At 65.5% G+C, this 16,509-nt stretch carries 4 protein-coding genes; 2 read left to right on the top strand and 2 right to left on the bottom strand.

What is annotated here, in order from left to right; translation table 11 throughout:
- The first annotated feature begins 58 nt into the window (after positions 1–58).
- On the top strand, positions 59–1,072 hold the full coding sequence (locus ACIPZC_RS17490; protein WP_400628440.1) for a GNAT family N-acetyltransferase: 1,014 nt from the start codon (positions 59–61) through the stop codon (positions 1,070–1,072).
- Between the two features lie 117 nt (positions 1,073–1,189).
- Here ACIPZC_RS17490 and ACIPZC_RS17485 read toward each other — a convergent pair whose 3' ends face one another.
- The gene (locus ACIPZC_RS17485; RefSeq protein WP_241804486.1) at positions 1,190–1,720 is read right to left on the bottom strand and encodes an RNA polymerase factor sigma-70; all 531 of its coding nucleotides are present in this window, start codon (positions 1,718–1,720) and stop codon (positions 1,190–1,192) included.
- A 305-nt stretch (positions 1,721–2,025) separates the two neighbouring features.
- Between ACIPZC_RS17485 and ACIPZC_RS17480 the strand changes: the two genes are divergently transcribed.
- On the top strand, positions 2,026–14,973 hold the full coding sequence (locus ACIPZC_RS17480) for a non-ribosomal peptide synthetase (protein ID WP_400628438.1): 12,948 nt from the start codon (positions 2,026–2,028) through the stop codon (positions 14,971–14,973).
- 776 nt (positions 14,974–15,749) lie between these two features.
- Here the strand turns inward: ACIPZC_RS17480 and dsbG are convergent.
- A complete protein-coding gene (gene dsbG / locus ACIPZC_RS17475; RefSeq protein ID WP_267817538.1) occupies positions 15,750–16,508 on the bottom strand; it encodes a thiol:disulfide interchange protein DsbG in 759 nt (252 codons plus the stop codon).
- Between the last annotated feature and the right edge of the window lies 1 nt (position 16,509).

The raw sequence follows: 16,509 nt of genomic DNA, 5'->3' as shown, positions 1-16,509 counted from the left end.
CCGATTGCAATGACGTTTTCAGAAGCGAGCCTTCAATTCATTTCTGTGAGCCCTGACCATGCCTTTCGATGCCGCTTCGCAGCCCTTGTCACAGCCCCGCTGGCGTAGCCTCAGCGCTGAAGAGGGCGACCTGTGCCTGAGCCTGACCCTGGAGGGCCGCCCGCTGATCCAGATGCGCCTGGCGCCAGCCGCTACCCTGGCGGTGCATGTTGAACGCCTGTGCCCCGAGCGCCCGGAGCAGGCCCTGTGGGCCGCCTGTTATTGGTTGTTGTCGCGTGACCCAGCCTGCCAGCGCCTTGCCTGGCACCTGCCGCAGGCTGTCCCTGAGGCCCTCGCCAGTGGCCTGTTGCTCAGCACGCAACAGCCAGGCGTGTATCTGTGCGAGCGCTCCATGTTCTGGCAGTTGCCACAGCCCTGGCTGGCGCAGCCGGTCAAGGGCGCATACCCGCAACAGATGCAGCTCAGCGATGGCAAGCGCCACCCGCGCCGGGCACCCAAGCCCCGTGGCGAGGTGTATCGGCGCTTCGATGCGCGCCTGGGCAGCTGGGTGTCGCTGCGTACCCTGGAGATCGACCAGGACCTGGAGCGCTTCAATCGTTGGCAGAACGATCCGCGTGTGGAGCAGTTCTGGCAGGAGGGCGGGTCGCTGGAGCAGCATCGGGAGTACCTGGCCAAGCTGCAAGCCGACCCGCACACCGTGACCTTGATCGGCTGCTTCGATGATCAGCCATTTGCCTACTTCGAGGCTTATTGGGCCAAGGAAGACCGCATCGCGCCGTTCTACCAGGCCGACGACTACGACCGTGGCATCCATATGCTGGTGGGTGAGCAGGCGCATCGGGGGCCGCACAAGGTCGCCAGTTGGCTGTCGGCGCTGGTGCACTACCTGTTTCTGGATGACCCGCGCACTCAGCGGGTGGTGGCCGAGCCCCGTGCCGACAACGGCAAGATGATCGGCTACATGCAGGACCAGTGCTTCCACTGCGACAAGGAATTCGACTTCCCGCACAAACGTGCAGCGTTGATGATCCTGGGTCGGGAGCGGTTCTTCGACCGCTGCAGCCTCGCTTAGGGGCTGGAGCGGCAAGCTGCAAGCTTCAAGCTGCAAGAGAAAAGCGGGTCGGCGCTGATCCATCTTGCAGCTTGCAGCTTGCAGCTTGTAGCTTGCAGCTTGCAGCTTGCCGCTGGGTCAGGCCTGGCGGCTGGCGGTCTTGCGGCAGTGCACCAGCGCATCACGGATCATGAAGTTGACCAGCGTCGGCGACACGCCCAGCTCCTTGGCGATGTCTTTTTGCGGCACACCGTGCAAACGGTACATCTCGAAAGCGTAACGGGTGCGCTGGGGCAGCTCGTTCAGCGCCTCGGCAATGTGCTCGAGGGCCGCCAGGTTGATGTGCGTCGCCTCGGGCGACGCGTTCTGGATGACCACGTTCAAGCCTTCCTCCTCGCTGCCCGAATACTTCAGCTCCATCGCCTGTTTGCGGTAATGGTCGATGGCCAGGTTGCGCACGATCTGGAACAGGTAGCTCAGCTGCGCCTTGAACGACGAGGTGATCTGCGGGGCGGCGCCGAGCCGGAAGAACGCGTCCTGCACCACGTCTTCGGCGCGTGAGCGGCAGCCGGTGATGCGCGCCGCGATCTTGACCAGGATGCTGCGATTGGCGACGAATGCCTGGAGTAATGGTGAATCGCACTTACTTGTGGATAGTTGTTCCGCCATGGAAATCACCTTGTCACAGAGAGGAATAGGAGCACCCCGCACAGGGAAGCTTCCTACGACGTGCGACAAACTATGCATAATGATAATGATTGTCAAATACGAAAGTTAATGAGTATCTATTAGTTTCAGTTCTAAGCCGGCGAGCGTGACGCGGTTCACCTTTCGCTGCGTACAAAGCCGCCTCATCCCGGTAATTTCTTCCCTCGCCCGTCCGTTCCCCTCTGTACATCCGGCCGCCGAACGCTGCCCGCCGACCTTGCGCGGGCAACCGGCCCGACTTACCCAGACACTGGCAGGAACACCCCATGACGGACGCCTTCGAACTCCCGCTCTCGCTGGTCCAGGCCCTGGCGCAACGCGCCGCACAGACCCCGGACCGCATCGCCTTGCGCTTCTTGGCCGATGCTCCAGGCGAGCAGGCCGTGCTCAGCTATCGCGATCTGGACCTGCGCGCGCGCACCATCGCCGCCGCCTTGCAGAGCCGCGCTGCGTTCGGTGACCGTGCCGTGTTGCTGTTCCCCAGCGGCCCCGATTACGTGGCGGCGTTCTTTGGCTGCCTGTATGCCGGCGTGATTGCCGTGCCGGCCTATCCGCCGGAGTCTTCGCGCCAGCATCATCAGGAGCGCCTGCTGTCGATCATCGACGATGCCGAGCCGCGCCTGCTGCTGACTGTGGCAGCGCTGCATGACGGTTTGCAGGGCCTGCCAGCCCTGGCCGCCGACAACGCCCCCGAACTGCTGGCGGTGGATGGCCTGGACCCAGCGTTGGCGAGTGCCTGGCGCGAACCTGCGCTGGCTGGCGACGACATCGCCTTTCTCCAGTACACCTCCGGTTCCACCGCGCTGCCCAAGGGCGTGCAGGTCAGCCACGGCAACCTGGTGGCCAACGAGCAATTGATCCGCCACGGCTTCGGCATCGACCTCAACCCCGACGATGTGATCGTCAGCTGGTTGCCGCTGTACCACGACATGGGCCTGATCGGCGGGCTGCTGCAGCCGATTTTCAGCGGTGTGCCCTGCGTGCTGATGTCGCCAGGTTATTTCCTCGCACGACCGCAACGTTGGTTGCAGGCGATCAGCGAATACGGCGGGACCATCAGCGGCGGGCCGGACTTTGCCTACCGCCTGTGCAGCGAACGGGTCAGTGAGGCGGCCCTGGCCGGCCTGGACTTGAGCCGCTGGCGTGTGGCCTATTCCGGCTCCGAGCCCATCCGCCAGGACAGCCTGGAGACCTTCGCCGAAAAATTCGCCCCCTGTGGTTTCACGCCCAGCAGCTTCTTCGCCAGCTATGGCCTGGCCGAAGCCACCCTGTTCGTCAGCGGCAGCCGCCGTGGCCAGGGCATCGGTGCGCTGGAGCTCGACGCCGAAGCGTTCGCCGCCAACCGCGCCGAACCCGGCAAGGGCAGCGTGCTGATGAGCTGCGGCTACCCGCAACCCGGCCATGCGGTGCGTATCGTCGAGCCGCAGCGCCTGCAAGTGCTGGATGACAACCGGGTGGGCGAGATCTGGGCCGGTGGCCCAAGCATCGCCCTGGGCTACTGGCGCAATCCCGAGGCCAGCGCCCGCACCTTCGTCGCCATGGACGGCCAGACCTGGTTGCGTACTGGCGACCTGGGCTTCATGCGCGACGGCGAAGTGTTCGTCACTGGGCGCCTGAAGGACATGCTCATCGTGCGCGGCCAGAACCTGTACCCGCAGGACCTGGAAAAAACCCTGGAGCGCGAAGTCGAGCTGCTGCGCAAGGGCCGCGTCGCGGTGTTCGCCGTCGACGATCAGGGCGAGGAGGGCATCGGCGTGGCGGTGGAAGTCAGCCGCAACGTGCAGAAGGCAGTCACGCCCGAGGCGCTGATCAAAACCTTGCGTCAGGTCATCGCCGATGCCTGCCGCCAGGCGCCGGCGGTGGTCCTGTTGCTCAACCCGGGCGCGCTGCCGAAGACCTCCAGCGGCAAGCTGCAACGTTCGGCGTGCCGCCTGCGCATGAATGACGGCAGCCTGGATTGCTACGCGCGTTTCCCGAGCGCTACCGAAGCGGCCGAGACCGCTGCAGCCGGTGATGGCCTGCAGGCCCGCATCGCCGGCGTCTGGCGCGAGATTCTCAACGCCGAAGCGGTCGCCGCCGACGACCATTTCCTGCTGCTGGGCGGTAACTCCATTGCCGCCACCCAGGTCACCGCGCGCCTGGCCGATGAGCTGGGTATCTCGCTGAACCTGCGCACCTTGTTCGAAGCGCCGACCCTGGCCGACTACAGCGCCGCTGTGGCGGCGATCATCGCCCAGGGCGGTGGTGGCGCGGCAGCTGTCGCGGCCCTCGAGCGTGGCCAGGCCCTGGCGCAGTCGCTGGCGCAAAACCGCCTGTGGTTGCTGTGGCAACTGGAGCCGCACTCGGCGGCCTACAACATTCCCGCCGGCCTGCACCTGCGCGGCGAGCTGCACCAGGCCGCGCTGGAAGGCGCGTTCCAGGCGCTGGTGCAGCGCCACGAAGCACTGCGCACCGTGTTCAGCGAAGCAGATGGCCAGGCCCTGCAGCACATCCTGCCCGAGCAGCCTTTCAATCTGCAGCGCCTGGACCTGCAAGGGCTGACGGCCAGCGAAGTGGCCGAGCGCCGCGAAGCCGAAGCCCAGCAACCGTTCGATCTGACCCAAGGGCCACTGCTGCGTGTGACCCTGGCGCAGCTGGGCGATGAAGATCATCAACTGTGGGTGACTTTGCACCACATCGTCGCCGATGGCTGGTCGCTGAATATCCTGCTCGACGAGTTCGCCAAACTGTATGCGGCCCGCTGCCAGGGCCTGGAAGCCGCGCTGGCGCCGCTGCCGCTGGGTTACGCCGACTACGGCAGCTGGCAGCGCCAATGGCTGGCCGACGGCGAAAGCGCCCGTCAACTGGACTACTGGAAGGCACACCTGGGCGGTACGCTGCCGGTGCTCGACCTGCACCCCGACCAGCCGCGTTCCACGCAGCAGACTCGCCGTGCCGCACGCTTGAGCCTCAAGGTACCGGCTACGCTCAGCGACGCCCTCAAAGGCCTGGCCCGCGAACAGCAAGCCAGCCTGTTCATGGTCTTGCTGGCCGCCTGGCAAGGCCTGCTGCACCGCTACACCGGCCAGGCGGAAATCCGCGTCGGCGTGCCGAACGCCAACCGCCCTCGCCAGGAAACCCAGGGCATCGTCGGCTTCTTCATCAACACCCAGGTACTGCGTGCGCAACTCGATGGCCGCCTGCCATTCAGCGCACTGCTGGCCCAGGTGCGCCAAGCCACCCTCGATGCCCAGGCCCACCAGGACCTGCCGTTCGAGCAACTGCTCGAAGCGCTGCCCGAGGCCCGTGAACAAGGCCTGTTCCAGGTGATGTTCAACCACCAGCAGCGCGACCTCTCGGCCTTGCGCCGCCTGCCGGGCCTGCTGGCAGAAGAGTTGCCATGGCACAGCCGCGAAGCCAAGTTCGACCTGCAGCTGCACAGCGAGGAAGACCACCAGGGCCGCCTGAGCCTGGCCTTCGACTATGCCGCCGAGCTGTTTGCCGAGGGCACTGTGAAGCGCCTGTCCCAGCACCTGCTGGCGCTGCTCGAACAGGTGTGCGCACAACCGCAGCTGGCCGTGGGCGACGTCGACCTGCTGGACGAGCAAAGCCGTCAGCAACTGTTGGCCTGGGGCCAGGCTCCGGCGCCGGTACCGCAGCGTCTGGTGGTCGAACAGCTCAACGAACAAGCGCGCCTGACCCCCGAGCGCACTGCGCTGGCCTGGCAAGGCGGCAGCCTTGACTACGCCGAACTGCATCAGCAGGCCAACCGCCTGGCCCATTACCTGCGCGACAAGGGCGTTGGCCCCGACACCTGCGTGGCCATCGCCGTCGAGCGCTCGCCGCAACTGCTGGTTGGCCTGCTGGCCATCCTCAAGGCGGGTGGCGCCTATGTGCCGCTGGACGTCGACTACCCCGCCGAGCGCCTGGCTTACATGCTGCGCGATTGCCAGGCCAGCCTGTTGTTGAGCAACAGCGCCATGCTCGCCAGCTTGCCGCAGGTCGACGGCGTCAGCGCCATCGCCCTCGACCAGCTGCACCTGGACAGCTGGCCCAGCCAAGCGCCGGGCCTGCACCTGCACGGCGACAACCTCGCCTACGTGATTTATACCTCCGGCTCCACTGGCCAGCCCAAAGGCGTGGGCAATACCCACGCGGCCCTGGCCGAGCGCCTGCAGTGGATGCAGGCCACCTACGCGCTGGATGACAGCGACGTGCTGATGCAGAAGGCGCCGATAAGCTTCGATGTGTCGGTGTGGGAATGCTTCTGGCCGCTGATCACCGGCTGCAAACTGGTGCTCGCAGGCCCCGGTGAACACCGCGACCCGCAACGTATCGCCGCACTGGTGCAGGCGCATCAGGTCACCACGCTGCACTTTGTGCCGCCGCTGTTGCAGGTGTTCGTGCAAGAGCCGCTGGCCGCAGGCTGCACCAGCCTGCGCCGGTTGTACTCTGGTGGCGAAGCGCTGCCGGCCAACCTGCGTGACCGCGTGCTGCAACTGCTGCCGCAGGTGCAGCTGCACAACCGCTACGGCCCGACCGAAACCGCCATCAACGTCACCCACTGGCACTGCCAGGCCGAGGACGGCCAGCGTTCGCCCATCGGTCGCCCGCTGGGCAACGTGATCTGCCGCGTGCTGGATGCCGACCTGCAGCTGGCTGCGCCAGGCGTACCGGGTGAGTTGTACCTCGGTGGCGCGGGCCTGGCCCGCGGCTACCTGGGCCGCCCAGGCCTGACCGCCGAGCGCTTCGTACCCCAGGCCGATGGCAACGGTGAGCGCCTGTACCGCAGTGGCGACCGTGCCCGCTGGCAGGCACAAGCCCTGGAGTACCTCGGCCGTCTGGATCAGCAAGTGAAGGTGCGGGGTTTTCGTGTCGAACCGGAAGAAGTTCAGGCCTGCCTGCTCAGCCAGCCGGGTGTCGAACAGGCGCTGGTGCTGATTCACCAGGACGCTGTCGGGGCGCAACTGGTCGGCTACTACAGCGGCTCGGCCCAGGCTGAAACGCTGCTGGCCAACCTGGCCGAACGCCTGCCGGCCTACATGGTGCCGGCGCAGTTGATCGCGCTTGAACACATGCCGCTGGGCCCCAGCGGCAAAGTCGACCGCAAGGCCCTGCCGGCACCGGCCTGGCAGCAGCGTGAACATGTCGAACCGCAAACGGCGCTCGAACAGGAGGTCGCGGCGATCTGGCGTGAAGTGCTCAACCTGCCGCGCATCGGCCTGCACGACGACTTCTTCGCCCTCGGTGGCCACTCGTTGCTGGCCACCCAGATCGTCTCGCGCACCCGGCAGGCGTGCGACGTCGAGCTGCCGCTGAAAGTGTTGTTCGAGGCCAGCGAACTGGGCACCTTCTGCGCCGAGATCGCCCGTATCCGCGATGCCGGTGAACGCAACCTGCAAGGCGAGATCACCCGCGTCGACCGCCGCCAGGCCGTGCCGCTGTCGTACTCGCAACAGCGCATGTGGTTCCTCTGGCAAATGGAGCCGGACAGCCCGGCCTACAACGTTGGCGGCATGGCGCGCCTGCGCGGCACGTTGCATGTGGATGCCTTCGAGCGTGCACTGCAGGCGTTGATCGTGCGCCACGAAACCCTCCGCACCACGTTCCCCGCCATCGACGGTGTGCCGTACCAGTGCGTGGCCGCTGACAGCGCCGTGCACCTGGACTGGCAGGATTTCAGCAGTTTGCCAGCAGCCCTGCGCGAGCAGCGCCTGGAGCAATTGGCCGAGGCCCAGGCGCACCAGCCGTTCGACCTGGAGCGTGGCCCACTGCTGCGCGCCTGCCTGGTCAAGGCCGCGGAGCGCGAGCACTATTTCGTGCTCACGCTGCACCACATCGTCACCGAAGGTTGGGCCATGGACATCTTCGCCCGCGAACTGGGCGAGCTGTACGAAGCGTTCGTCGATGAGCGCGAGTCGCCGCTGACGCCGTTGCCAGTGCAGTACCTGGACTACAGCGTGTGGCAGCGGCAGTGGCTGGAAAGCGGCGAAGGGGCGCGTCAACTGGCCTACTGGAAAGCCCGCCTGGGCGATGAGCACCCGGTGCTGGCCCTGCCGGCAGACCGGCCACGCCCGGCTGTGCAAAGCCACCGTGGCGAGCTGTACCGCTTCGATCTGGACCCGGCCCTGGTGGCCCGCGTGCATGCCTTCAACAGCCAGCGCGGCTTGACCCTGTTCATGACCATGACCGCCACCCTGGCCGCCTTGCTGCACCGCTACAGCGGCCAGCGTGACCTGCGCATCGGCGCGCCCGTGGCCAACCGCATCCGCCCCGAAAGCGAAGGGCTGATCGGCGCCTTCCTCAACACCCAAGTGCTGCGCTGCGAGGTGGACGGGCAGATGAGCGTAGCCGCCTTGCTCGACCAGGTGCGCCAGGCCGCCATCGAAGGCCAGTCGCACCAGGACCTGCCATTCGACCAGTTGGTCGAAGCCCTGCAGCCACCGCGCAGCAGTGCCTACAACCCGCTGTTCCAGGTGATGTGCAACGTGCAGCGCTGGGCCTTCCAGCAAAGCCGCGAGCTGGCCGGCATGCAGGTGGATTATCTGGTCAACGACGCCAGCGCCACCAAGTTCGACCTGTATCTGGAAGTCACCGACCTCGACGGCCGCCTGGGTTGCTGCCTGACCTACAGCCGCGACCTGTTCGACGAGCCGCGCATCGCGCGCATGGCCGAGCACTGGCAGCAACTGCTGACTGGCCTGCTCGACGACCCCGAGCAGCGCCTTTGCGAACTGCCGATGCTGGCCGACGCCGAGCGGCAGGCGATGATCGGTCAGCTGCAAGGCGAACATCACTATGCCCTCGACCAGACCCTGCACGGCCTGTTCGCCGCCCAGGCCGCGCGCACCCCGCAGGCCGGCGCGCTGACCTTCGCCGGCCAGCACCTGAGCTATGCCGAACTCGACCAGCAGGCCAACCGCCTGGCCCGTGCCCTGCGCGAGCGTGGCGTCGGCCCGCAGGTGCGCGTGGGCCTGGCCCTGGAGCGTTCGCTGGAAATGGTCGTTGGCCTGTTGGCCATCCTCAAGGCCGGTGGCGCCTATGTGCCGCTCGATCCGGAGTACCCGCTCGACCGCCTGCGGTACATGATCGAGGACAGCCGCATCGGCCTGCTGCTGAGCCAGCGCGCGCTGCTCCAAAGCCTGGGCGAGTTGCCAGGCGGGGTGGCCAGCTGGAGCCTGGAGGACGATGCCGCAAGCCTGTGCGCCTACAGCGATGCGCCGCTGGACAACCTCAACCTGCCGCAACACCCGGCCTACCTGATCTACACCTCCGGCTCCACCGGCAAGCCCAAGGGCGTGGTGGTCAGCCACGGTGAAATCGCCATGCATTGCCAGGCGGTGATCAGCGCGTTCGGCATGCGCAGCGACGACTGCGAGCTGCACTTCTACTCGATCAACTTCGACGCGGCCAGCGAACGCCTCTTGGTGCCATTGCTGTGCGGCGCGCGCGTGGTGCTGCGTGCCCAGGGCCAATGGGGCGCCGAAGAGATCTGCCAGCTGGTGCGTGAGCAGCAGGTCAGTGTCCTTGGCTTCACCCCAAGCTACGGCAGCCAGTTGGCCCAATACCTCGCCTCGCAGGGCGAGCCACTGCCGGTGCGCCTGGTGATCACCGGCGGCGAAGCGCTGACTGGCGAGCACCTGGCGCGCATCCGCCAGGCCTTCGCCCCGCAGCAGTTCATCAACGCCTACGGCCCGACCGAAACCGTGGTCATGCCGCTGGCCTGCGCGGCCCCCGACACACTGCCCGCCGACGCTGGCAGCGTGCCCATCGGCCGGGTGATCGGCGCCCGCAGCGCCTACATCCTCGACGAGGACCTGGCACTGCTGCCACAGGGCGGCATCGGTGAGCTGTACGTCGGTGGTGCCGGCCTGGCCCAGGGTTACCACGATCGTCCGGGCCTCAGTGCCGAGCGCTTCGTCGCCGACCCGTTCAGCCCTGACGGTGGGCGCCTGTACCGCACGGGTGACCTGGTTCGCCTGCGCGCCGACGGTCTGGTGGAGTACATCGGCCGTGCCGACCAGCAGGTGAAAATTCGCGGCTTCCGCATCGAGCTCGGCGAAATCGAAAGCCGCTTGCAGGCGCATGCCGATGTCGACGAGGCTGTGGTCCTCGCGCTCGACCTGCCCGGTGGCAAGCAACTGGTGGGCTACCTGGTGTGCAAGCAGGCCAGTGCCGACAGCGAGGCCCAGGCCCAGCTGCGCGAAGCGGTCAAGGCCGACGCCCGCCAGCATCTGCCGGATTACATGGTACCGGCGCACCTGGTGCTGCTCGCCAGCCTGCCGTTGATGGGCAACGGCAAGCTCGACCGCCGCGCCCTGCCGATGCCCGACCTGGAGCAGGCGCGCCAGCACTATCAGGCGCCGGCCAACGAGCTGGAGGAACAACTGGCGCAGATCTGGTGCGAAGTGCTCAACGTCTCCCGCGTGGGTGTACAGGACAACTTCTTCGAACTCGGCGGCGACTCGATTCTGTCCATTCAAGTGGTCAGCCGGGCGCGTCAGCTGGGCCTGCAGTTCACTCCCCGCGACCTGTTCCAGCACCAGACCATCCAGACCCTGGCCGCCGTGGTTGGCCGCAGCGAGATAGCGAACATCATCGAACAGGGCCAACGCCAGGGTCACAGCGGCCTGACGCCGATCCAGCAGTGGTTCTTCGACAGTGAGGTGGCCCAACCGCACCACTGGAACCAGGCGGTGTTGCTCCAGGCGCGGGTGCCGTTGGACAGTGCCCTGCTGGAGCGGGCCCTGGCTGCATTGCTGGCGCACCACGACAGCCTGCGTCTGCGCTTCACCCAGGCAGATGGCCGCTGGCAGGGCGAATACGCCGTATCGCCTGGCGAGCAGTTGCTATGGACTGCCACGGTGGCCGATTTCAACGACTGCCAGGCGCTTTACACCGACGTACAACGCAGCCTGGACCTGGAACACGGGCCATTGCTGCGGGCCTTGCTGGTCAGTGACGGGCAGGGCGCCCAGCGACTGTTGCTGGCGGTCCACCACCTGGTGGTCGATGGGGTGTCGTGGCGCGTGCTGCTCGAAGACCTGCAGGCGCTGTACCGTGGTCAGCCTCTGGCGGCCAAGACCCACGCCATGGCCGACTGGGCCGCGCGCCTGGCAAGCTACGCCGGCAGCGATTCGCTGCGCGACGAGCTCGGCTGGTGGCAGGACCAACTGGGGCATGTGCGCCATGAGCTGCCATGTGATCACCCGCAGGGCGGCAACCTGCACCGGCATGCCGATACCCTGGCCATCGCCCTGGATGTGGAGCAGACCCGTCAGTTGTTGCAGCAGGCCCCCGCGGCGTACCACACCCAGGTCAACGACCTGCTGCTGACTGCCCTGGCGCGCACCCTGTGCCACTGGACCGGTGACGACGAGGTGCTGGTGCAGCTCGAAGGCCATGGCCGTGACGGGCTGTTCGAAGACATGGACCTGACCCGCAGCGTGGGCTGGTTCACCAGTGCCTACCCGCTGCGCCTGAACCCTCAGGCGGGTGACGACGACTGCGCACGGGCCACCTCGATCAAACGCATCAAGGAACAGCTGCGCGAGGTGCCGCACAAAGGCCAGGGCTTCGGCGTGCTGCGTTACCTGGCTGATGACGCCGGGCGCGAACGCATGGCCGCGCTGCCGCAAGCTCGCATCACCTTCAACTACCTCGGCCAGTTCGACCAGCAGTTCGACAGTGCGGCGCTGTTCCAGCCGCTGGATGCCCCTGCCGGCCTGGCCCACGACCTCGACGCGCCGCTGCCGAACTGGCTGAGCGTCGACGGCCAGGTCTATGGCGGTGCCTTGCAGTTGCGCTGGACTTATAGTCGCGAGCGTTTCGACCAGCAGACCATTGCGCGTCTGGCCGATGCCTATCGCCACGAACTGCTGGCACTGGTTGGCCACTGCCTGGCCGAGGGTACGGGCAGCTTCACGCCCTCGGACTTCCCGCTGGCGCACCTGACCCAGGAACAGATCGACGCGCTGCCGGTTCCGGCTGGCGAAATCGAAGACGTCTACCCGCTGACCCCAATGCAGGAGGGCCTGCTGCTGCATACCCTGCTGGAGCCGGGTACCGGCATCTACTACATGCAGGACCGTTACCGCATCAATAGCGCCCTCGACCCGCAGCGTTTCGCCCAGGCCTGGCAGGCGGTGGTGGCGCGCCACGAGGCACTGCGAGCATCGTTCAGCTGGAATGCCGGCGAAGCGATGCTGCAGATCATTCACAAACCGGGTAACACGCCTGTCGACTATCAGGACTGGCGCGGCCTCGACGAGGCGGCCCAGGAACAGCGGCTGCAAGCACTGCACAAGCAGGAACGCGAGGCTGGCTTCGAGCTGCTGCGCCAGGCGCCGTTCCACCTGCGCCTGGTGCGGGTGGACGATGAGCGTTACTGGTTCATGATGAGCAACCACCACATCCTCATCGATGCCTGGTGCCGCTCGCTGTTGATGAACGATTTCTTCGAGCTTTACCAGGCCCTTGGCGAAGGCCGCCAGGCCCAGCTGCCGGTGCCGCCACGCTACCGCGACTACATCGGCTGGCTGCAACGCCAGGACCTGGACGAAGCACGAGGCTGGTGGCAGGCCAACCTGGCCGGCTTCGAGCGCGCCACGGCGATCCCAAGCGACCGCCCGCTGCGTAATGACCATGCCGGTGACGGCATGGTGGTCGGTGACTGCTACACCCGCCTGGCGGTGAGTGACGGCGTGCGCCTGCGCGAACTGGCCCAGGCTCACCAACTGACCATCAACACCTTCGCCCAGGCGGCCTGGGCCCTGGTGCTTGCCCGCTACAGCGGCGAGCGCGACGTCGCCTTTGGCGTGACCGTGGCCGGGCGGCCGGTGAGCATGCCGCAGATGCAACGCACCGTTGGCCTGTTCATCAACAGTATCGCCCTGCGTGTGCAATTGCCCGAACCGGGCCAGCGTTGCAGCGTGCGCCAGTGGCTGAAAGGCCTGCTGGAGCGCAACATGGAGCTGCGCGAATACGAATACCTGCCTTTGGTGACGATTCAGGAATGCAGCGAACTGCCCAAAGGTCAGCCACTGTTCAACAGCCTGTTCGTGTTCGAGAACGCCCCGGTGGAAACCGCCGTGCTCGACCACGCCCAGCACCTCAACGCCAGCTCCGACTCGGGCCGTACTCACACCAACTTCCCGTTGACGGCGGTGTGCTACCCGGGCGATGACCTTGGCCTGCACCTGTCGTTCGACCAGCGCTACTTCGAGCATTCGACCGTCGAACGTCTGCTGGCCGAGTTCAAGCGTCTGTTGCTGGCGTTGGTGCAAGGTTTCGAGGGCGAGGTCAGCGAACTGCCGCTGCTGGGTGAAGAAGAACAGCGCTTCCTGCTCGATGACTGCAACCGTACCGAACATGCCTACGCCCTGGAGCAGAGCTACGTCGCGCAGTTCGAGGCACAGGTCGCCGCGCACCCCGAGCGCACGGTGGCCCGCTGCCTTGAGGCGAGCTACGACTACGCCGGCCTGAACCTGGCAGCCAACCGCCTGGGCCATGCGCTGGTCGCTGCGGGCGCAGGCATCGATCAGCCGATCGCACTGCTTGCCGAGCGGGGCCTGCCACTGCTGGGCATGATCATCGGCAGCTTCAAGGCCGGTGCCGGTTACCTGCCGCTGGACCCCGGCCTGCCGTCGGCGCGCCTGCAGCGCATCGTCGAGCTTAGCCGCACGCCGGTGCTGGTGTGCAGCGCGGCCTGTGCCGAGCAGGCGCGCCTGTTGCTGGACGAGCTGGCGGGTGGGGCACGGCCACGCCTGCTGGTGTGGGAAGAGGTACAGGCGAGCAGCGTCGCCAGCCATGACCCAGGGATTCACAGCGGGCCGGACAACCTGGCCTATGTGATCTACACCTCAGGCTCCACAGGCCTGCCCAAAGGCGTGATGGTCGAGCAGCGCGGCATGCTCAACAACCAGCTGAGCAAGGTCCCTTACCTGGCGCTGAACGAGCATGACGTGATTGCCCAGACCGCCTCGCAAAGCTTCGATATCTCGGTCTGGCAATTCCTTGCCGCGCCATTGTTCGGTGCCAGGGTGGAGATCGTGCCGAACGCCATCGCCCACGACCCGCAAGGCCTGCTGGCCCATGTGCAGGCCACCGGCATTACCGTGCTGGAAAGCGTACCCTCGCTGATCCAGGGCATGCTGGCCAACGATCACCAGGCGCTGGACGGCCTGCGCTGGATGTTGCCGACCGGCGAAGCCATGCCGCCTGAGCTGGCCGCGCAATGGCTGCAGCGCTATCCAGACATCGGCCTGGTCAATGCCTACGGCCCGGCCGAGTGCTCCGATGACGTGGCGTTCTTCCGCGTCGACCTGGCGTCGACGCGCGGCAGCTACCTGCCGATCGGTACGCCAACCGACAACAACCGCCTGTACCTGTACGGCGAGGATCAAACCCTGGTGCCGTTGGGCGCGGTGGGCGAGCTGTGCGTTGCCGGTACCGGCGTGGGCCGTGGCTATGTCGGCGACCCGGTGCGCACCGCCCTGGCCTTCATCCCGCACCCGCACGGTGCGCCGGGCGAGCGCCTGTACCGCACGGGTGACCTGGCGCGGCAGCGCCCCGATGGCGTGCTCGAATACGTCGGACGTATCGACCACCAGGTGAAGATCCGCGGTTACCGGATCGAACTGGGTGAAATCGAAGCCCGCCTGCACGAGCAGGCCGAAATCCGCGACGCCGCCGTGGGTGTGCAGGACGGTGTCAACGGCAAGCACCTGGTCGGATACCTGGTGGCGCACCAGGGCGTCAGCGCCGATGCCACGCTGCTGGAGCAGGTCAAGCAACGCCTGCGTGCCGACTTGCCGGAATACATGGTGCCGCTGCACTGGAGCTGGTTCGATAGCCTGCCGCACAACGCCAACGGCAAGCTCGACCGCAAGGCGTTGCCGGCCATCGACATCGGCGGCCAGCATGGCCAGGCCTACGTGGCGCCACGCGACGAACTGGAAGAGGTGCTCGCCGGTATCTGGGCCGACGTGCTCAAGGCCGAGCGGGTAGGGATGCACGACAACTTCTTCGAACTGGGCGGGCATTCGCTTCTGGCTACGCAGATTGCCTCGCGGGTGCAGAAGCAGCTGCGGTTGAACGTGCCGCTGCGGGCGATGTTCGAGTGCAGTACGGTCGAGGAGCTGGCTGAATATGTGCGTGGGCTTCAGGGCAGTGCGCTGGATGAAGGCAAGGTGGATAGGTTGAGTGATCTGATGGCGGAGCTGGAGGGGTTGTGACCGGCACGGATTGACCCGTAGCGGCCTCTTAGCGGGGAGATCACCTTCTACAGGTCTGCGTTGTATTACCTACAACGGCGGGCTTGTGGGAGTTGATTTACCCGCCAAGAAGGCGCGGCGACGATCCAGTAGCGAGTGTGGTTCGGGAGGCGTTCTTCATTGTTTTCAATGGGAGTGTTGATGGCCGTATAGCCAATGAGCTGAGTGCATAGCATCAGTACGAGTTTGGTGTTCTTGGCTCGCTGAGTGGGGGCGTTCGGTGTTTGAAGTTTTTGGTGTGGAGGTAATTCAAAGTTTAGTATTTCATAGTTGTAGGTTCTTATTGTTTTCATTTCTTCTCGGGTAGCAATTCAAGTCCTGTGGCTGAAGCCAGCGAGGCTGAAGACCAAGCTTGCGCCAAGAGTTGCTGTTGGGGTGGCAGATGTCAACGGGGTTGAATTGACCTGGGGTGACCTAAAAACAGGCGGTGGTTTATTGAGGCTTCACGCTGTAAGAAAGTTGCTTAGGTGATTTCCTACAGTGCTGGGTGAGGAGGGGCTGGTCTGGCCGCTTCTTTAAGTGTTCCGGTAGTTTTTCCTAAAGAGGCGTAATACTTTTCGCTTTGTTCTGAGAATTGATCGCGATGCGTTTATGTCGTTTTTTTTGAAATGAGTGTTTCGTGATGTTTTCGGTTGTCAACCCATTAGCCGAGTGCACCGTGAGGTGCCTTGCCTTGTGCCCCACTTTTGAAATTGAGCGCCGCGTGTGCGGCGCTCGAAAACACTGGATCGGCGAGGTTAGCGCTTGCCGAGAATTTTCCCCAATGCCTCCGGCCGTGGTGCCCCTTGCTGGCTCTGCAGGTTGCCCTGCTCATCCTGATAGAAGATCGCCGGCGTGGCCTGCAAGCCCATTTCTTCCATCAAGGCCAGGTTCGCCGCCAGTTTCTGCTGCACCGCCTCTGGCACCTTGTCCAGCGCTTTCAGGGTACTGGCCTTGCCTGCTTTCTCATGCTGCTCCAGCGCTTTGGCCGGGTCTTTGGCGGCCAGCAGTGCCGCCGACTTGCCCGGGCTGTCCTCGCGGATGATGCCGACCATGATATGGCGCAGCTGCACCTTGCCTGATTCCACCCATGGCCGCGCCTGCTGCCAGAACATGTTGCAGTACGGGCAGTTCGGGTCGCTGAACAGGTAGACCTTGCGCGGTGCATCGGCTTTACCGTCAGCGATCCAGCTGGTTTTTTCCAGTTTCGCCCAGATGGCCTTGGACATAGGCCCGTACACCAGCTTTTCCAGGGGTTCGGCACTGAGGTCCTGGCCCTGTTCGTCAAACAGGCTGCCGACCAGCACATGCTTGCCATCGGGCGTGAGGTACAGGGCGATGCCGTTGTTCTGGTACTCGGCGGCGTAACCGCGCAGGCCATTGGGTGCATCGAAGCTGCCTTTGATCACGGCACCCTTGGCTTGCAGTTGCTCGATTGCCTTGGGCAGCGTTTCGGCCTGCGCCAGCGGGGCGGCCAGCAGGGCCAGGGACAGGGGCAGCAGTGCAGTCATTCGCATG

The organism is Pseudomonas sp. NPDC089743, assembly GCF_044748785.1.
GTDB lineage: Bacteria > Pseudomonadota > Gammaproteobacteria > Pseudomonadales > Pseudomonadaceae > Aquipseudomonas > Aquipseudomonas putida_X.
Note: the sequence above shows the minus strand (reverse complement) of the source record. Positions and strands in the feature narration are given on the sequence as shown.

What these genes read in the sequence shown, in the direction of transcription:
- ACIPZC_RS17490 (WP_400628440.1), top strand. Translation starts at nt 59, where the DNA reads ATGCCTTTCGATGCCGCTTCGCAGCCCTTGTCACAGCCCCGCTGGCGT.
- ACIPZC_RS17485 (WP_241804486.1), bottom strand. Translation starts at nt 1,720, where the DNA reads ATGGCGGAACAACTATCCACAAGTAAGTGCGATTCACCATTACTCCAG.
- ACIPZC_RS17480 (WP_400628438.1), top strand. Translation starts at nt 2,026, where the DNA reads ATGACGGACGCCTTCGAACTCCCGCTCTCGCTGGTCCAGGCCCTGGCG.
- dsbG (WP_267817538.1), bottom strand. Translation starts at nt 16,508, where the DNA reads ATGCGAATGACTGCACTGCTGCCCCTGTCCCTGGCCCTGCTGGCCGCC.